Origin of the sequence: Maricaulis maris (assembly GCF_003634045.1) — a bacterium.
Lineage (GTDB): Bacteria > Pseudomonadota > Alphaproteobacteria > Caulobacterales > Maricaulaceae > Maricaulis > Maricaulis maris.
The window spans coordinates 170,763-190,559 of record NZ_RBIM01000005.1 but is presented as its reverse complement, the minus strand read 5'-3'; the positions used below and the strand labels follow the sequence as shown (position 1 = coordinate 190,559).

Annotated in this window: 11 protein-coding genes; 4 read left to right on the top strand and 7 right to left on the bottom strand. The window is 63.7% G+C overall.

Going from position 1 to position 19,797, the window contains the following annotated elements; all coding sequences use genetic code 11:
* Positions 1–135: 135 nt before the first annotated feature.
* The 4 genes from C7435_RS11695 to zwf all read right to left on the bottom strand — a co-directional run bounded on the left by C7435_RS11695 (position 136) and on the right by zwf (position 5,109).
* A complete protein-coding gene (locus tag C7435_RS11695; RefSeq protein WP_170150451.1) occupies positions 136–957 on the bottom strand; it encodes a DUF3108 domain-containing protein in 822 nt (273 codons plus the stop codon).
* A gap of 80 nt (positions 958–1,037) precedes the next feature.
* Complete coding sequence (edd, locus tag C7435_RS11690; protein ID WP_121211677.1) at positions 1,038–2,894, bottom strand: phosphogluconate dehydratase; 1,857 nt, start codon at positions 2,892–2,894, stop codon at positions 1,038–1,040.
* A 27-nt stretch (positions 2,895–2,921) separates the two neighbouring features.
* On the bottom strand, positions 2,922–3,650 hold the full coding sequence (gene pgl, locus C7435_RS11685; protein ID WP_121211676.1) for a 6-phosphogluconolactonase: 729 nt from the start codon (positions 3,648–3,650) through the stop codon (positions 2,922–2,924).
* Positions 3,634–5,109: a glucose-6-phosphate dehydrogenase gene (zwf, locus tag C7435_RS11680; protein ID WP_075191361.1), complete on the bottom strand. Its 1,476-nt coding sequence runs from the start codon at positions 5,107–5,109 to the stop codon at positions 3,634–3,636. The genes pgl and zwf overlap by 17 nt, the downstream gene beginning before the upstream one ends.
* 256 nt (positions 5,110–5,365) lie before the next feature.
* Here zwf and C7435_RS11675 point away from each other — a divergent pair, with 256 nt between their 5' ends.
* From C7435_RS11675 to C7435_RS11660, 4 genes are all read left to right on the top strand, one after another.
* Positions 5,366–7,084, top strand: a complete 1,719-nt coding sequence (locus C7435_RS11675; RefSeq protein WP_121211674.1) for an autotransporter assembly complex protein TamA — start codon at positions 5,366–5,368, stop codon at positions 7,082–7,084.
* Positions 7,085–7,086: 2 nt separating this feature from the next.
* Entirely contained in the window at positions 7,087–11,175 is a 4,089-nt protein-coding gene (locus C7435_RS11670; protein WP_121211672.1) for a translocation/assembly module TamB domain-containing protein, read from the top strand.
* 91 nt (positions 11,176–11,266) lie between these two features.
* Positions 11,267–12,235, top strand: a complete 969-nt coding sequence (locus tag C7435_RS11665; protein WP_075191364.1) for a mechanosensitive ion channel family protein — start codon at positions 11,267–11,269, stop codon at positions 12,233–12,235.
* 1 nt (position 12,236) lies between these two features.
* Positions 12,237–13,214 (top strand): zinc transporter ZntB, encoded by a 978-nt coding sequence (locus tag C7435_RS11660; protein WP_121211670.1) that lies wholly within the window; start codon positions 12,237–12,239, stop codon positions 13,212–13,214.
* A 24-nt stretch (positions 13,215–13,238) separates the two neighbouring features.
* On the opposite strand, the gene C7435_RS11655 is transcribed toward C7435_RS11660, so the two are convergent.
* The 3 genes from C7435_RS11655 to C7435_RS11645 all read right to left on the bottom strand — a co-directional run bounded on the left by C7435_RS11655 (position 13,239) and on the right by C7435_RS11645 (position 19,488).
* A complete protein-coding gene (locus C7435_RS11655) occupies positions 13,239–14,849 on the bottom strand; it encodes a BCCT family transporter (RefSeq protein WP_121211668.1) in 1,611 nt (536 codons plus the stop codon).
* Entirely contained in the window at positions 14,846–16,801 is a 1,956-nt protein-coding gene (locus tag C7435_RS11650; protein WP_170150467.1) for a tetratricopeptide repeat-containing sulfotransferase family protein, read from the bottom strand. The genes C7435_RS11655 and C7435_RS11650 overlap by 4 nt, the downstream gene beginning before the upstream one ends.
* 146 nt (positions 16,802–16,947) lie before the next feature.
* Positions 16,948–19,488, bottom strand: coding sequence for a TonB-dependent receptor (locus tag C7435_RS11645; protein ID WP_121211664.1), 2,541 nt, complete (start codon positions 19,486–19,488; stop codon positions 16,948–16,950).
* Between the last annotated feature and the right edge of the window lie 309 nt (positions 19,489–19,797).

Genomic DNA, 19,797 nt, shown 5'->3' with positions numbered 1-19,797 from the left:
ATCCTGACGCAGCGAACTGCGGCCAGGAGTTTGGGGCCGCTCGTTGAGCGGTCTTGCGAATCTAGCAGTATGTTGCCCTGCAACATGTGATGCCGGTCACGGTCCGAGATTAAATTCCCGCCATCAGGCAGCGTGTCATCCGACCGCGAGATCCATCAGCTCAATTGTGACACCGCCAAAACCGGCCCGCGTGTGCAGGCGAACCGGCAAGTAGGCCCCGTCCCCCGCGACCGGCGCCAACCACAGCACCAGCGGATGCCGCAACTCGCGCTCGCTCGGGTAATCCTCCGGGTCATAGCCGGCAATGGGTTCATACCAAGCGTGGCAGACAAGCGCTTCGCCGCGCCAACCCCGGGTCCGGACATTATCCCGGCCAACAGTCTCGAGCCTGAGATCATAACGCGCCTTGCCGTCAAAGACCGGCAATCGGCCCTGGCAACCTTCCCCGTCCTCAAGCCGGCGCGACAATTCAAAGAAGGCGGTCATCGGATCGATCACACCGGTCCGGTCGGATTCGCTGGCCGGCGGCACGCCCCATGATCCGAAAGGCGGTTCGACATCAGATCGGGCAACCGGACCGGCAAAATCGACGGCAACCGACCGCACCTTGTCGCCCGTACGCTCAACATGTGTATAGCGAGACGGCTCCCGGGCACCGGCGGCCCCTTCACCGGACACCTCGGCGCGAATGTCAAAATCGGCGAACAAGGCCGCCAGACCGGCGGCTTCGATATGGCTGCCGGCTGAGTACGCCTGCTCGCCGAAGCTTGCATTGAGCGTGATTTCACCGACCTTGAAAAACAACACGGACGAGGCGTAGCGAGCCTCGATCCGGGTTTCGCCCGCCACGGCCGGAGCGCGCCAGACGGCCTCGTCCGGAATGGCGGTCCCGCTTGCCATACCGGTCGCCAAGGCCAGCGCGAGACCGGCTGTCAGCAAAATTCTTTGCACCTGCATTCTGCAATCCATTCAGGTCCGGGCACACATTTCCGGACGGTCCGCAGCATCTCGCCTGTCTGCGGCAGGATGATGGCAGGTCAGGCCGGAATCAATGCCGCATCCGCCTGTGAAGCGGTGACGAGATCAGGGATGGCCAGCGCGCCTTCCTCGGCCGGACCGGCCAATTGACGGAAGCCCGAGAAAAGCTCCCGGCCCATCCCGGCCTGCACAACCGACGGCGCGGTCGCGAGCGGGCGGTCATCGAAGCCTTCAGCCGTGACCACCAGATCCCCGGTCACAGCGTCGAGCCGGATCAGATCGCCATCGCGCACTTTCGCGACCGGACCGCCGAGCGCCGCTTCCGGGCTGAGATGGATGGCCGCCGGCACCTTGCCCGACGCGCCCGACATCCGACCATCGGTAACCAGCGCCACCTTGAAACCGCGATCCTGCAACGACCCCAAGGCCGGGGTCAGCTTGTGCAGTTCCGGCATGCCATTGGCGCGCGGCCCCTGGAAACGCAGCACGGCGATGAAATCACGATCGAGCTCGCCGACCTTGAACCGGTCAAGGAAGCTGTCCTGGCTTTCAAATACGATGGCCGGAGCCTCGACGATGCGATGCTCGTCCTTCACGGCCGAAACCTTGATCACGGCGCGACCGAGGGCACCATCCAGCAGTTTCAGTCCGCCATCGGCCGAGAAAGGCTTGGCCACCGGGCGAACAATCTCGAGATCAGCAGATTGCGCCGGAGAAGCTTGCCACATGATGCCGTCGCCGTCCGGCAGGGCGTCGGTGGCATAGGCGCGCAATCCCTGTCCCATGACGGTCTTGACGTCTTCATGCAGCAGGCCGGCATCCAGCAGTTCGCGGATGACATAACCCAACCCGCCAGCGGCGTGGAAATGGTTCACATCGGCAGGACCGTTGGGATAGACGCGGCACAAAAGCGGCGTGATGTCGGCCAGGGCATCGAAATCGCTCCAGTCGACCAATATGCCGGCAGCGCGGGCAATCGCGATCAGGTGAATGGTGTGATTGGTCGAGCCGCCGGTGGCATGCAGGCCGACAATCGCATTGACGATGGCACGCTCGTCGACGATCTCGCCCATCGGCGCATACTCGGCCTTGTCGGCAGTGATCGCAGCGGCCCGCTGGGCAGCAAGCCGCGTGAATGCCTCGCGCATCGGATCGGCCGGATTGACGAAGGCGGCCCCCGGAATGTGCAGGCCCATGATCTCCATCAGCATCTGGTTGGAATTGGCGGTGCCGTAGAAAGTGCAAGTGCCCGGCGAGTGATAACTCTTGCTTTCCGCCTCCAGCAGCGCCTCACGACCAACCTTGCCCTCGGCATAGAGCTGACGAACCTTGGCCTTCTCCGGATTGGGCAGGCCGGAGCGCATCGGGCCAGCCGGCACGAAGATCACCGGCAGATGGCCAAAGCGCAGCGCCCCGATCAGCAGGCCCGGCACGATCTTGTCGCAGACGCCCAGGCACAGCGCCGCGTCAAACATGTTGTGCGACAGGGCGACCGCCGTCGACATCGCGATGACGTCGCGTGAGAAGAGCGACAGCTCCATGCCCGGCTGGCCTTGGGTGACACCGTCACACATCGCCGGCACGCCGCCGGCGACCTGGCCGACGGCACCGACCTGGTTGAGCGCCTTCTTGATCAGGCCGGGATAGGGTTCGAACGGCTGATGCGCCGACAGCATGTCGTTATAGGCCGTGACGATACCGACATTGACCCAGCCGCCATCCTTGAGCGCCCGCTTGTCTTCCCCGCCACAAGCGGCAAAGCCGTGGGCAAGGTTGCCGCAGGACAGCGTCGAACGGTTGCGGCCGGTTTCACGGGCGCCGGTGATCTGCGCCAGATAGGCGGCGCGGGTCGGCGCACTGCGTTCGCGGATACGGTCGGTGACGGCGCGAAGGGTCGCGTGGATCGACTGGGTCATGATCGTCTTCCGTTGCTTTGGGCGCGATCAACGCGTCCAGTGAATTTCAGGCCGGTCGTCGGGGGACCGCAACAGGGCGCGCACCGGCATGTCGGCGACCGGTCCGTCGGCCAGGGCGGCGTCCAGGGCGGCCTTCTTGCCATCCCCGGCCAGCAGGAGAAGGCTGAGCCCCGCCCCGGCGAGGGCCGATCGGGTCAGCGTGATGCGATCCGTCAACGCCCCGGTCACGGCAGTTTGCTTGGCGCGAATGGCGGCGACCGGCCCGCCGCCTTCGGCAAGCGCCACGTCCAGCCCGTCAGCGCGCGGGAACCAGGATGCGGTGTGCCCGTCCTCGCCCATGCCAAGGATCACCACATCCGGCGGAAACCCGATGGCGGCCAAACGCTCGGTCACCGCCGACAAGCCGTCGATCGGCGTATCGCCGCTCGCCTTGAGCCCGACCAGCTGCGCTGCCGCAGCCTTGCCGGTCATCAGCGTCGCGCGCAGGAAACTTTCATTCGATCCGGCCTCGCCCGGCTCAACCCAGCGCTCATCGACCAATACGACCGAAACCTTTGCCCAATCGAGATCGACCATCGCCAAGCGCTTGTAGAGGGCTTCCGGCGTTGATCCGCCCGACACCGCAAACACGGCCCGACCGCGCCTCGCGATGGCCGCAGTGAGGGCATCGCGGATCGGCCCGCTCAACGCTTCGGCCATGGCCGACTTGTCGGCATGCTCGATCACGGCCGGCAGGGTGCTAGGTGCCAAGGGCATCGAACCACTCCCTTTCCTCGCGGGCGAGCAGAAGGGCGGACTGGGTCGGCCCGTCGGTGCCGGCCTGATAGCCGTAGAGTTTGGCCTGGCTGTCGTCCCAGGACTGGATGATGCCATCAACCCAGCGCCAGGCGGCCTCAACCTCGTCGCGGCGCATGAAGAGGCTGAGATTGCCGCGCACGACCGCCATCAACAGGCGCTCATAGGCGTCGGGGTAATCGTGATCGAAATGCTCGGCATAGGCCAAGTTCAGCGGGACATACCGAAGGCGCAGGCCACCCGGTCCCGGATCCTTGGTCATCAACATCAGCTTGACGCCCTCATCCGGTTGCAGCCGGATGACCAGCCGGTTGGGATGCATCGCACCTTCGGTCGCGCCCACCACATCGTGCGGGATCGGCTTGAACTGGACGATGATTTCCGAACGCCGCGACGCCATCCGCTTGCCGGTGCGCAGATAGAAGGGCACGCCGGCCCAGCGCCAATTGTCGACATGGGCCCGCACGCCGACAAAGGTCTCGGTCTGCGTCGCATGTCCGACTTCCTCGGCATAACCGGGCACCGTCTCACCCTCAACAGCGCCAGCCTGGTACTGGCCGCGCACCACGTCCTGCGTCACATTGGACGCGTTGACCGGGCGCAGTGCCTTGAGAACCTTGAGCTTCTCGGTTCGAACCGCGTCCGGATCAAGCGATGCCGGCGGCTCCATTGCGACCAGGCAGGCCAATTGCAGCAAATGGTTCTGGACCATGTCACGCAGCGCGCCTGAGCGGTCATAATAGCTCGCACGCTTGCCCGCCCCCAACGACTCCGCGACCGTGATCTGGACATGGTCGATGCCATTGGCATTCCAGATCGGCTCGAAAAGATAATTGGCAAAGCGCAGGATCAGGAGGTTCTGGACGGTTTCCTTGCCGAGATAATGGTCGATCCGGAAGATATTGTTCTCGCGGAACACCTCGCCGACCTTGTCATTGATCGCGCGGGCCGTGTGGTAATTTGATCCGATCGGCTTTTCCAGCACGATGCGCGCATTGGGCGTGTTGAGCTTGTGTGCCGCGAGGCCGGCGCAAATCGCGCCGTAGATCGACGGCGGCAGGGCGAGATAATAGAGGCGGATCTTGTTCTCGTCCGGATCAAGCGCTGCGGCCAGATCACTCCAACCCGTTGTTTCGCTGCTGGCGTCCACCGATACATAGGTCAGCTTCGCGGCGAAGGTCGCCCATTTGTCACGCCGCTCCGCCGAAGCCTTGCCGCTGATCACATGGGTCGCCGCCATGTCCTGGAAGGCGCTGGATTCCATGCTGTCGCGCGAGGCGCAGATAATACGGCTGTCTTCGGTGATCTGGCCGTCGCACCAACGGTGGAAGAGCGCCGGGATAAGCTTGCGCAAGGCAAGATCCCCGGTCGCACCGAAGACAACGATATCAAAGGGTTCAACGGGTACGAGTTCGGCCATGTCCGGCTTCCTGCTTGACGATCCGCGGCGGTTGAGCGTCTTTGTCGATAATCATGTTACCCCTAACATAGGGACATCACACGGTCGACCGTGAACTCCATCTTGCCAGGACGACCGCTACGGTCCAGCTGCGCGCCGCCAACGGACACCTCATTGGCCGCATACCCGCGCAACCCACAGCCTGATCCTACAAAAGGGGAGGACAGTTGCCGGCACGGGCCCTATAAAAAATGCTCGTGTTCCAAGGTGACCCGGTTTGAGAGCCGCCCTTCTGCCAGCCCTTGTCCTGCTTAGCTGCGCTGCGGCCCATGCCGAACCGCTGGCGCGGGTGCAGGGCGTGCGCGACTCCGACTTGCTGGCAGCGCTGGAAGCCGCCATCGGCGAGCGTGACGCCTCCGCCGACCTGCCGGCGACAAGCGCCCTGCGCGACGCCCGAACCGCGGCCGACCGAGCGCGTCGTTTGCTACGGTCGCGCGGCTACTACGCCGCCCGGGTCGATACATTTGTCGACGATGCCGGTGGCGCCCGCCTGCGCGTCCTGCCGGGACCGCAATTCACGATCGGCCGGATCGATGTAAACGCCGGTGACGATGCCGCTGCGCGCGGCCTGGCGCTTGCCTCCATACCGCTGACGGCGGGCGCGCCGCTGCTCGCCCAACCGGTCATTGACGCCGAGGCCCGTGCCTTGCGGGCATTACAGAATGACGGTTGGCCGGACGCCGAACTGCTCGAACGCGAAGTCGTCATCGACCATGCCGGCCAGGACGGGCTGATCACCTTCCGCTTCCAGCCCGGCCCCTTCTCACGCTATGGCGAGGTCAGCCGCGACACGGGCGTGTGGGACCCGCAATTCATTGCGCGCATCTCCCCCTTGATACGCGGTGACGTCGCCAGTCGGGAGGACATGCTCGCCTATCAACGCCGGCTCGACAGCCTGGCCAGCGTCCAGTCAGCCCGGGTCACATTGGGGCCGGAAGTTGACGGCAGCGAAGAACGCAGCGTCGAGGTCAGCCTGACAGAGGCCGAACGGCATACGGTCGAGACCGGGTTGAGTTATTCGACCAGCGAAGGGGCAGGCGGCGACATCCGCTGGACCCGCCGCAACGTGTTTGGCAACGACGAAACCCTGACCCTGTCGGCCACGCTCGCCACGCTGAACCAATCGGCGACCGCGCGACTGGAACGCCCGCACTGGCGGCGCCACGCCCAGACCCTGTTCCTGCATTCCGGCCTGACGCGGGAAACCACCGACGCCTACGACCAGGACGAAGTCGAAGTCGGCGTTGAAATCATCCGCCGTTCCGACCAGCGCCGCACCTATGGCGCCGGCGTCTCGCTCGACAGCTCACAGGTGACCGACGTGACCGGCGAGCGCGACATACAAACCGCCGCGCTCAGCCTCTCCGGCGGGTATGACAGCCGCAATGACCCGCTGGATCCGACCGAAGGCTTGCGCGCCACATTGCAAGTCACGCCAGCGTTGACCTTCGGCGATGAGGACGGCCGCTACGTCAGTGTCGAGGCGCGCGCCTCCGGTTATCACCGGCTGAGCGAAACCGTCGTCGCAGCCACCCGGCTGCGTGTCGGATCCGTGCTCGGCACATCAGCGACAAGCCTGGCCGCTGACCAACGCTTCTTTGCCGGCGGCGGTGGCTCGGCCCGGGGTTTCGAATACCAGTCACTCAGCCCGATCGGCAGCGACGACCAACCGTTTGGCGGCCTGTCAGTGGTGGAAGTCTCCACAGAGCTGCGCTGGCGCGTCACACCGCAATGGGGCGCGGTCGCCTTTGTCGACAACGCCATCGCCACCGACAGCCACGCCCCGGAACTTGGCGGCATGCGCACGGCGATCGGTTTCGGCGCCCGCTATTATTTCGACTTCGCACCGGTCCGCATCGACATCGCCACGCCGCTCGATCGCCGCAGCGGCGAACCGACGGTGCAAATATATCTCAGTCTCGGCCAGGCCTTCTAGCGATGACCGCCCTGCCCCTCCTTCGCCGCGTTGCGACGTTGGCCGGTCTTGCCCTTGCGGGGCTGGTCCTGTTGGCAGTCGGCGTGCGTCTCGCGGCCAGCCAGGCACCCGGCCGCTGGATCGTGGCGGACCAGCTCGAAGGACGTGAAATACCGGGCCTGGGCCGGGTCTCGATCTCGGGTGTGCGGGGTGACCCGCTATCCCGGCTGCGGATCGACCAGCTGACCCTGAGCGATGACGACGGCATCTGGCTGACCGCCGAAGACATCCGGCTGGATTGGCAGGCCCGCAGCCTGCTGTCGCGCCCGATCAACATCGAAGCCGCGACGATCGACCAGGTGACAATCACCCGCCAGCCGGTGCTGGCCGATCGCCCGAACGCAGCCGGCGAAGCGCAGGACATCCGACTGCCAGAGCTTCCGGCCATCAATCTTGATCATTTCAGCATTTCCCGACTTGATCTCGCCGCGGGAATTGCCGGCCCGCAGGCATTGCTGGCGCTGGAGGCCAGCGCCCGGCTTCGCGCCAATACCAGCCGCCTGACCATGAATGTCGAACGGCTCGATGCCGCGGGGGACCGGCTCACAGCCGATTTCGTCCTCGACCAAGCCGGGGTCAACGGCACCCTCACCGCAACTGGCGAGCCGGACGGAACGCTCGCCGCCTTGTTGCGCATGCCCGGGCGGGCGGTCCGCCTGGACGGGCAGGTCGATGGCGACCCGACACACGGCGAAGGCCGCATACTGCTCACCGGCGATGCAGAGCGTTGGGCCGACGCCGAAATCAGCTGGGACGCCAATGTCTGGCAAGCCATGGCGGATGTGGAACTGGCCCGCTGGGGGCTGGTACCGGAACCGTTGGCCGCCGAGATCGCGGAAGTGCATGCCACAGCAGACGGATCGCGCGACGGCGGGTTCGGCATCGGATCGATCGTACTGGAAACCGCCGAAAGCCGCCTCGTCCTGCGCGATATGACCAGCGCCACGGTCATGGCCGAATTCGAAATCAGCCCGGCGCTCGTCGACCGCCTGTCCGGTCAGCGCGTCGGCCTGGACAGCCTCGCCGGGCACGCCCGTATCGAGCGGGCCGGCGCCGTGTCGATGCATATCGAGCCCGTCATTACAGGACTCATTGTACCTGGCGCTCGCATCGACGATGTCACCGGAGGTCTCGACCTGTCATTCCGACAAGGCCGTCCCCGGCTCGAATTGGATCTCAACCTTGATGCCTTGCGCACCGGCACGCCCGAGATCGACGCGCTGGCCGGTGACCGGGTCCGTATATCCGGTGTGCTGGCCGATGACAGCGATACAACAGGCTGGCTTGTCGAACCGGGCTTTTCGGTCCGTTCCGACGCAATCACGATGATCGCCGACGGACATTTGCCGTCCGGCGCACAATGGCCGGTCGGTAGCGCATCGATCACTGTGGCAGACCTCGGCCTGCTTCATCCGGAGCTGGCCGGTTCGGCGTCTGCCGATATTGGAATCGGCCCGGACCGCGCCATTGAACTCACGGCCGATGCCCGCGATGCCAGCTGGCCGGCCGACGCGCAGGGCTTGCTCAACGGCTTGATGACCACAGCGCGGCTGGAGCCGACCGAAACCGGTTGGGACATCGCCGCCCTCAATGCCCGCAGCCCCGCAATGGACCTGACACTGACCGGTTATTTCGAGAGCACCAGCGACTGGCAGGCCGGTGGCGATCTCGCCCTGTCCGGCGCCCTTCCGGTCGCGGCGCTGGAAATCGATGGCGAGCTGGCCACGGCCTTCCGGCTGGTCCGGGATCGCGAAGCCTTGCGACTGCGGTCGGTGACGACCACACAGCGGCTGCAGGGCGGCCCGGTGATCCTGGACGGGCCGCGCCTCGGTATTCGCGGCCAATTGTCCGGCTCGGGCGAGAACGCGGGAACGGCGTTGGAATGGGTTTTCACGGCGGAGCACAATGGCCGCGACATGGCCTTCGACGGTGCGCTTCGCCGCCAGAATGGTGACATGACGCTGACGGTGGCCAACGGCCGGGTCAACGACATCGCACTGACCGGTTCGGCCCGAGTGTTCGAAGACCAACTGACCATCGCGATGGACGCAGAGCGCGATCAGCTCATGTCGCTCAGCGCCGGGTTTGTCGCCGGTCTCGACGACCTTGCCGGTGGGACGCTGGACGCCGAACTGGCGCTGGAACCCCAACGCCTCGGCGCAGCCGACCTCAACATGGCCAGCCTCTCCCTGTCCGGTCCGCTGTCGGGCCTCGCCGTCACAAGCCGCGTTGAAGGCCGGATGCGCAGTAATTTCGATCTCAGTGCGACCGGCGAAATCGTCCTGGCCGAAGATGGTGCCTCGATCAGCCTGTCGCCCTCGGGCAAATGGGCTGCCCACAACTGGGCCACCGAAGCGCCGATCCGCGTCGCCACAGGCCCGGATGGCGTGGCGGCCTCGGCTGCGTTCACCCTCGGCGGAGGCCGCCTCGATCTCGACTTGAGAACCGCGGGCGCCAGCCCGATCGCCAACCTCACCATCGACAATCTGCCGGTCGGCGTGCTGGCCGATATCGCAGCAATGCCGGCAACACAGGGAACCGTGTCCGGCGCCGCTGAGCTGCGGGAGAGCGACGGGTTCTGGCGCGGCACGGCCCGGCTCGACGCGGCAGGGCTTCTGGCTGGCGATTTGCCCGACATGCCGGAGATCACGCTTCATGCCACCGCATCCATCGACGACGAAGCCCGCGTCCACGTCTCGCTCACCGGCGGTGGACTGGAGGCGACCAGTGATATCCATCGGGCCGGTCCGACAACGGATATCACCCGCCCGCTCGGCAATGCCGACACAGCCCTGTCCGGGCTGATTGAAGCGCGAGGCGAGCTGATGGCCCTGGCCGCCTTGCTGCTGCCCTCGGACATCCTGCTGGAAGCCGGCCGTATCGATGGCCGCATTGCGCTGTCCGGCACGGTGGGCGCGCCGCATCTGGATGGCACGCTGTCCCTGCGCGAGGGACGGGTGAACGCGGCCACGGCCGGCAGTCTCGTGACCGACAGTGAAATCGACCTGACATTGACTGAAACCGGTATCGAACTGACCCGCCTTTCCGCCCGCGACAATCGCGAGGGTCTGCTTTCCGGCAGCGGTCGCGTGGACCTGGACGGGGACGGCGCACGGACCGGGTCCGCCCACATCGAATTCCAGCGCTTCGTCGCCGTGCACCGCCCGGCGCTGACGCTGCAGGCCAGTGGTGATGTCGACCTCACACTTGATGCCGACGGCCTTCTGGTCGGTGGAGACGCCCGGATCGACCAACTGCGCACCCAGCCAACGCTGAACGGGGCCGCCTCCATTCCGCAATTGCAGGTGATCGAGATCAATCTGCCCAAGGATCGACGCGCCCTCAATGAGGCCCGCCTGCCCATCCGTCTCGATTACCGTGTGCGGGCCAATAACGGCCTCTACATTTCGTCACGCGCCTTCACCTCGGAATGGGGCATCGACCTGCATGTGACGGGGCCTGAGTCAAAACCCTCGCTCTACGGCACAGCGAGCCTGGTGGGCGGTACGGCCTTCGTGTTCAATCGCCGCTTCAGCCTGGCCGACGGCACCGTGACCTTTGATGGCGCGCCCGGCGATGCCCGGGTTGATCTGACCGCTATTCATGCGCGCACCGGCTTTCGCGCCTCGGCCCGGGTCACCGGGTCCGTACAGGCGCCAACCATTACACTGAGCAGCGACCCGGCCCTGCCGGAAGATGAAATCATTGCCCGCTTGTTGTTCGACCAATCGGTCAACGAGCTTGGGGCGCTCGAAGCCGCGCAGCTGGCTGCGCAATTGTCGGGACAGAGCCTGCTCGACGTGGTGGGCCAGCTGCGCGACCTGGCCGGGATCGACCGGCTCGACATCTCGACCGGAGCCAATGGCGAGCTCTCGGTCGTCGGCGGCCGACGCTTTGGCGACAATGTTTACGTCGAGATCGGCAGCACTGGTGCCGCCGCAATCAATGAAGCGCTTATCGAATGGGCACTGACGCCCGACCTGAGCGTATTGTCGCGTGTCTCTGCCGATACAGATGCCAGCGTCGCAATCCGCTGGCGGCGCGATTATTGAGGCTGGACAAGCGCTTGCCTCCAAGCGGGACGCGGAGTACGGCTGGTTGAGAGTGCGCGCATGCACGTGATCGAATGAGGACGTGGCCGGCATGAAGACCTTCCTGTTGTCGCTCATCAAACCGAATGGCGCCTGGGCCGGCATCCTGCTGTTCGCGACCCTGGTCGGCGTGGTCGTCGCCGGCACGACCGGGCATCTCGACCTGGTCCGCGACTATCTCGACACGCCACTGCTCACATTCTCCGTCGGCAGCCTGTCGGTTAGCGCCTATGACGCGCTGCGCGGTGTGCTGGTGCTGGCGCTGGTATTCTGGACAACAGCCATCGTCTCGGCGGTGGTCGAGGGGCGGCTCACCGCGCTCACCCGGATCCGCCCGACCACCCGCATCCTGATCACCAAGGTCTTCCAGATCGTGCTCTATGTCATCGCCTTCCTGGTGACGATGGACCTGATGGGTCTCGACCTGACGACGCTGACCGTTTTCTCCGGCGCCCTGGGTATCGGCCTCGGTTTCGGCCTGCAGAAAATCGCCTCCAACTTCATTTCCGGCCTCATCCTGCTGCTGGAACGCTCGGTCGAACAGGATGACCTGATCGAACTGCCTGACGGCGTCACCGGTTTCGTTCGCAAGTCGAGCGCCCGCTACACGCTGATTGAAACAGTCGATGGCAAGGAAATCCTCGTCCCCAATGAAGACCTGATCACCAATCGTGTCACCAACTGGACGCTGACCAATACCCGCGGCCGGATCGAAGTCGGGATCGGCGTGTCCTACGGATCCGATCTGGAGGCTGCTCAGGCCCTCATCCTGGAAGCCGCGCGCGAACATCCGTCGACGATCGAGGATCCGGCTCCGCAATGCTTCCTGCGCAATTTCGGCGACAGCTCGGTCGACTTCACCCTGTTGTTCTGGATCGACGATGTCGTGAAAGGGCGCTGGGCGCCGCAGAGCGAGGTCATGTTTGCGATCTGGCGCAAATTCCGCGACGCCGGCATCGAGATCCCCTTCCCGCAACGCGATGTACACATCAAGTCATCCCCATCACCCACGGAGGGCTGAAATGGACGATACCGCCGGCATCCTCTACGCCGCGTCCATCAGCGGCGATGGCCGGGCCAGCCCGCTGAGCGGAGCCGCCGTCGCCCACGAGATCGCAGACGATGCCCTCGCCTGGGTCCATCTGGACGGCCGCCACGAAGCCAGCCGCGCCTGGATAGAGAATGAGCTCGACTATCTCGACCCGCTGATCATCGACGCCCTGCTTGCCGACGAAACCCGACCGCGCCTGCTCGAGTTCGAGAACGGCGCCATGATGATCCTGCGCGGTGTCAATCTGAACGCCGACGCCCAGCCCGAGGACATGGTCTCGGTGCGCGTGTGGGTCGACCCGTCGCGCATCATCTCGGTCCAGCGCCGCCCGCTCAAGGCCGTGCGCGACATCCAGGACAAGCTGGCGGCCGGCAATGGCCCCAAGGATGCCGGCGAGTTCGTCGGCCAGCTCTCGGCACGTCTGTTCGAACGCATGGAACCGGTCATGACCGAATTGCATGAACGGCTCGACGAGGTCGAGGAACGGGTGATGGAAACCCCGTCGATCGCCGAGCGCCAGGAAATCACCGCCCTGCGCAAGCAGGCGATCATCTTCCGCCGCTATTTCGCGCCGCAGCGCGACGTCATCGCCTATCTGCGCACATCCGAGCTGGACTGGCTGAGCACCGGCCATCGTCGTCGCCTGCAGGAAAATCTCGACCGCATCACCCGCTATCTGGAAGACTTGGACGCCATTCGCGAACGGGCCCAGATCGTGAAGGACGAGCTGGCCAATGCGCTGGCCGACCGGATGAACAAGAATCTCTACGTGCTGTCCCTGGTCGCCGCGATCTTCCTGCCGCTGGGCTTCCTGACCGGGCTGCTGGGAATCAATGTCGGCGGCATACCCGGCGCCGACCTGCAAAGCGCCTTCTGGATATTCCTGGTCATACTGGCCGGCATCAGCGCGGTGCAGATCTGGATTTTCCGACTGATGAAATGGCTTTAGCCCGCCCGGACCGGCTGGCCCGGGTCAGCTGGGCTCCCCGGATTTGACTGCAAGGGCACGGGCGGCCTCGATGGCCCGCAGCGCGCGCAGGTCCGACCACAAACCCTTCCACAGGCTATAGCAGCAAACCAGCAGAACCACGGTGAAGGGAAGCCCCACGGTGATGGCCCCCGCCTGCAATCCCTGCAACGCCTGGGCGCCGCCGCCATAGAGCAGCACAGCGGCCACCAGACCCTCGATCGAAGCCCAGAAGATGCGCTGCGGCACGGGAGCATGCAGCTTTCCGCCCGCGGTAATCGAGTCGATGACCAGCGAGCCTGAGTCCGACGACGTCACGAAGAAGACGAAAACCAGAACAATCGCGATGCCGGAGGTGATCGCTGCGAACGGCAGATGTTCGAGCATCTGGAACAGGACCAGCGAAACATCGCCAACCCCGTCCGACAGCTCTCCGATCCCGTTCTCATGCTGGAAAATCGCCGTCTCACCAAAAGTCGAAAACCAGGCGATGGTGATCAGCATCGGCACGAAGATCACGGCCACGAGGAATTCGCGCACCGTGCGCCCCTTGGACACGCGGGCGATGAACATGCCGACAAAAGGCGACCAGGAAATCCACCAGGCCCAGTAGAAGACCGTCCAGCCGTGGAACCACTCGGTATCATCGCGCCCGACCCAGTTGGACAGGGGCAGGAAGTCCTGGATGTAGTTGATCGTGTTTTCCCAGAAGCCGTTGGCGATGATCAGGGTCGGCCCGACGATGAAAACAAAGAGCAAGAAGATGCCGGCCATGGCCATGTTGATGTTGGAGAGGACTTTCACCCCGCCATCCAGCCCGCGCACCACCGAGATGATGGCGACCGAAGTAATGCAGGCAATGACCACAATCTGGGTGATGATGCCCGGATCGATGCCGAACAGGAAATCCAGACCACTGGCGACTTGCTGGGCTCCGAGGCCGAGCGAGGTCGCCAGGCCGAACAAGGTCGCAACAACGGCCAGCAGGTCGATAAGATGCCCCGGCCAACCCCAGATGCGCTCACCCAGAAGCGGGTAGAAGGCGGACCGGACCGTCAGCGGCAAACCCTTGGAAAAGGTAAAGTAGGCCAATGCAAGACCGAGTACCGCGTAGATCGACCAAGCGTTCAGGCCCCAATGGAACATCGTTGCACTCAGGGCCAGCCGCGCCGATTCTTCGGTGCCGGGCTCAACGCCAAGCGGCGTGCCGAACCATTCGGTGTGATAGGCCAGCGGCTCGGCCGCGCCCCAGAACATCAGCCCGATACCGATTCCGGCAGAGAACAGCATGGCGAGCCAGGACTTCGTCGAGAAATCCGGCTTGGCATCGCTGCCGCCGATCCGCAGCCGCCCCAGCGGCGAGAGCATCACCACGAGACAGAAGACAAAGACCAGATTGACGCCCAGCACAAAGAACCAGTCGAACGTGTTCAGGACCCAGTCGCGGGCGGCAAACAATCCGGTCGCGACCGTCTCCGGCGCGATCAGCGCGGTCGAGACGAACGCCACCATCGCCACAGCGGAAATGAAGAAGACCGGGTTGTGAACATCCAGTCCGAGCAAGGAGATATTGTCCTGTCCGGTCTCATAGTCGGTCTTGTAAAAGCGTTTGGTCATGATGTCCCTTGTCCGGCTTCGGCCAGGAGTTCCTCACCAAGCGCCTGCTTGAGCGGGGCGAGATGGGGTTCGAATTTCTTCCACTGGGCCACACCGCTATCGAAGATCGGCTGGCGGACCTGCTCCGAACTGGCAGTGCGAACCGCGCGCTCGGTGGCATGGAAGTCGAGGCAGGCCTGCTCGAAGGGCAGGCCGCAAAAATCGAGAAGGCGCCGCACCTGACTATCCAGGTCGGCCACCACGTCCTCATAGTTCACGCGCAGGATCTGACCGGGCAAAACCCGGTCCCAATGATCCATCAACGCGACATAGTTTCGATAATAGTGCCCGATCTCCTCGAGGCCATAGGTGAATTCCTGGCCTTCGGCGAAGAGTTGCTTGAAACCTGAGAAGCAGCACGCCATCGGATGGCGCCGGGCATCAATGATGCGCGCATTGGGCAGGATCAGCTTGATCAGGCCGATATGGCGGAAATTGTTCGGCATCTTGTCGGTAAAGCGCGGCGCGCCGGCGCGGTGGATGCGGGTATTGTCGATATAGTCCTGGCCCAGCTCGGTCAGCTGGTCGGCAGTGAGTTCGTGCAGGATGCGCGGATAGCGCGTCTTGTCGGACAGGCGCTGGCGCCCCCTGAGCCGGTGCGACAGCGCCAGGATATTGGGCAGTTCAAGCGTCCCATCGACCTGGCTGTGCGAGGCCAGTATCTGTTCCAGCAGGGTCGAGCCGGCGCGCGGCAGTCCGACGATGAAAATCGGGTCAGCGTCCGGACAACCTTTCCCGGCCTGGGCTGCAAACAGGTCTTCCGTGCAGATTTCGGCCTGGGCCCGCAGCTCCTCTTCCATCTGCTCCGTCGTATAGCGGGCCTGGATGCGCTTGAGCGTATTGCCCTTCTCGTAGAAGCCGAAAGATTGCGCGATCTCGTCGCGATCCTCGAACGCCTTGGCCAGGGCAAAGCTGATATGAACCCGGTCCTGGAAAGCCAGGTCGGGGCCCGCTTCCAGCGCCTGCATGGCAGCGATCTCATCGTCGGTGAAACGATAGGTCTTCAGATTGGCCAGCCCGTACCAGGCATCGCCATGATCCGGCTTGCTGGCAAACGCCTGCCGGTAGCTGGCAATCGCCTCGTCCTGGCGCCCCAGCGTCTTGAGGGCATGGCCGCGCGACGTCAGGGTCGCCGGGTCGTTCGGCAGCGTATCGAGGATCTCGTCAAACAGGCGCAGCGCCGCGTCATAGCTGCCGGTCTGCATGCACTCGATCGCATAGTGCGACTTGAAGACCGGGTTGTCCGGGTCGCTGTCGTACAGGTGTTTCGCCTGTTCAAGGGCGGCGGTGAATTTCTGACGCTTGCGCAAAACCTGGATGTGGTCGAGGCGCAGCTGGGTATTGCCCGGCTCGAATCCGATCGCGCTTTCGAGCAGGAAATCCGCATCTTCCAACACCCCGAAGCGGTTACCCAATTCGGCCAGGAGTCGCATCGCCTCGACATGATGGGGTGTTTTCTGGAGAAAGGCGCGACAGAGTTTCTCGGCCTTGAGCAGCTTGCCTTCATGCAGGAGATGGGTGACCGAGACCAATTCACGCGGCAGGGCGGTGATCCGCTCCGCCTGCGCGGTCGCATTGCCTGCTTCCGCCGGACGGCCAGCCGTTTGCAACAAGTCCGCCTGGGCCTGCCAGCTGGCGACGAGGGCCGGATTGAAGCGGCAGGCGCGTTGATAGGCGGTCAGGGCACGGTGATTGTCGCCGATCGCCCGCAACAGATGCCCCTCTTCCTGGAAAGCCCGGCCGAAATCCGGTGCGGTACGCTTGATCCGGTCCAGCGCCTCGCGCGCTTCGTCATAACGCTTGAGATAACGGGCGCAGACGGCCTGCATGTAGAGAGCATCCGCATGGTCCGGAGACGCATCCAGCACCGGCCGGATCGTCTCCAAAGCCGCCTCGAAACGGCTGTCATACATCTGCTTTTGCGCCGTGCTCAGCGCCTGGACATGGATGTCCGTCTCTTCCGCCACGCAGGGGCCTCCACCGATCAATCAGAACACAGAAAGCGTCCCGCACCGGGGACGCTTTCCATGGTGGCCTCAGGCCAACAGCTTGTCAGGGGCTAGTACTGCACCCCGACCCGAACCCCGATCGTGCGCGGGCGGATCACGGTGACGCGTTCGCGATCGAAGACGAAGTTGTTGGCAATCTCGCCGCGCTCATCGGTGAGATTGTTGGCAAACAGCTCAACCGACCAGCTTTCCCCGGTCAGGCCCGTCGTGAAGTTCAGCGACGTGTAGCCTTCAACATCCGCCTTGTTGATTTCGATCACATCCGAATAGCTGTCATCGGTCATCGTCACTTGCGGCATCACGTGCGCCATCATGCCGTTTTCCAGATACCACTCATAGCGGACCCGGAAATTCGCTTGATAACTCGGCGCGAAAGCAAGCTCCGAGCCGACCACGATGTCGTCGGTCGGGGTCAGGACTTCGGTGATTTCCGTGTCGAGCAGGGAGAAGGCACCGACGACAGTCAGGCCTTCAATATCGGCCGGCGCCCAGGTGACATCACCTTCCAGGCCACGAATTTCCGCGTTGGCGGCGTTGTCCGAGAAGAAGAGATTGGTGATGGACGGGTCGAAGATCGTCGTCTGGAGGTTTTCGATCTCGACCATGAAGGCGTTGCCGTTGAAGCGGACCTGATTGTCGAAGAGGTCGGTTTTCCAGCCGAACTCGTAATTGATCACATCATCCGTTTCCAACGCGTAGGGTACGGTATAGCCACCAGGACCCGCAGCGCCGCCGGGGCGGTTCAGCAGGCCGGGGCGGAAGCCTTCCGAGACGGTCGCGTAAAAGAGCGCTCCGTCCGTCGGGCGCCATTCCAGCGTCCCCTTGAAGATGAAACCGTCTGTCGCGGCGACATCCGGATTGCCGAACGGGTTGTCCGGCGCATACAGGGCCGAAATATTCGTCCCGAAGACCTGGGCGTCGTCGGTCTGTCCGAAATTGTAGAAGGACCCGTTCGCGCTGCCCACCAGATCGACTTCGATGTCGTAATAACGGGCACCCAGCGTGATGGAGAATTGCTCGGTCAGGTCAAAGGTCGTCTCACCGAAAATGCCATACTGCTCATCCGTGCGCAGCACATCATTGCGGAAGATCACACCGGCCGGGAAAGGGCCTGGATCGGAGAAATAGCCCGGTGAGGCCGAACCGACGGCACCCGTCACTGCGAGATTGGTCAATGGATAGTTCGGGGCAAAACCGGTGGTTACGCCGTCGAAGGAGATCGCATTGACGGAACCGGGATAGGTGAAGTCATTGCGCTCGGCCACTTCCATGTCGGAATAGAAGCCGCCGAAGGTCGCGCGGATGCGGCGGTCTGCCGGCGTGTTGAAGCGCAATTCCTGCGTGAAGACCTTGGTCCGCGTGTCCGACTGCACGAACAGGTTCGGCGGCTGGCAGGTGCCCGACGGCGCCGCCGCTCCCGGATAGGAGACCGAGCCGTCACAGATATAGTAGGGCAGGTACTGGCCGACGAAGAGATAGTCAGAATAATCAACGCGTTGATCGGTATTCCGGTCGGTATAGGCGCCGGTATAGACCATTTCCAGGGCGCCGAGGCGACCTTCCAGCGTCCAGCTGGTATTGTGGAAATAATCATCCAGCTCGTCTTCCTCGAAGCGCTGGATTTCCAGATCGTCGAGTTCCGGGTCCATGAAGAAGACGCCTTCGGAGTCCAGCTGCTGCTGCATATGCATGACGGTCAGGGACCAGTCCGCATTGAAGTCATACAGTGCGCTCAGACGGAAACCGGAATAGGTGGTGTCGTTGAAGTCCTTTTCCAGCAGGGAGGAATTATTGGCGTCCAGGAAGGTGACCCCGGACAGATCAGCCGTGGACTGGAAACCGGCACGCGTCGTGCTCACCGGAACACCATTGTCGCGCATCGTGCCCGCAGGGCGGAAACGGGCCGATTCCGACGCATTGCGGGTGCCCGGAACATTGTCGATATAGCCGCCCTGCTGGTCGACATAGACCACGCCGCGGAGCGCGAAATTGTCGGCCACCGGAACGTTGACGACGGCCTCGACCTTGTTCGACATCTCGCCGCCTTCGGTGAAGGAGACTGCAAAATTCGACGAGGCGGAGAAGCCGGACGGGTCCGGACGGTTTGTGATCAGGCGCACGGTACCGGCCTGCGATGACGCGCCATACAGCGTGCCCTGCGGCCCCGGCAAAACCTCGACCCGCGCCAGGTCGGCTGCGTAGACATCAAGGTTACGGCCCGGCTGCGACACCGGCTGCTCATCGAGATAAAGGGCGACATTCGGCGCCAGGCCGGCCACACCGGCGGTGGTCAGGTTCGGTGTCGTCGAGGCAAGGCCGCGAATATAGATCGTGGCCTGGCCCGGACCGGAACCACCGGCGGTCACGCCCGGCAATTGCTGCAGATAATCGGTGAAGATATCGACGCCGAGCTCGTCCAGCGTCTCCTCATTCATCGCGTTCACGGCAAGAGGAATATCCTGCGTGCTTTGCTCGCGCTTCGTCGCAGTCACGGTGATAACGTCGACCTGGGCGGCGGCGAGGCCGGCTCCGGCGAGCGACAATGTGGCGGCGGTCAGAATGGTTGTTGAAAGTGCCCGTTGCTTCAGCATGACGTGATGACAGTCCCTTGTGGCGTTACGGTTCAAGTGGCTGTGTAGAGTTTCCGGTACGCGCTGACCAGTATGCTTTGAGTTGAAACTTTCAACACCAAGGGTGCCTGGCAGGGAAGCAGCCGAAACCACCGACCTTACACGCTGTAAAATAAGGCTAAAATCCAACCGTTACATGGATGTGACAGGTTTCGGCGAAGTTTGATCCTGTTCCTGCAGCGATTTTTGCCGACCTTATTCTTTGAAATCGAAAAATTCCGACGTCCGCTTTCCGCCGATTCCATTTGGAAAGCCCGAAGGCTGCGGGTA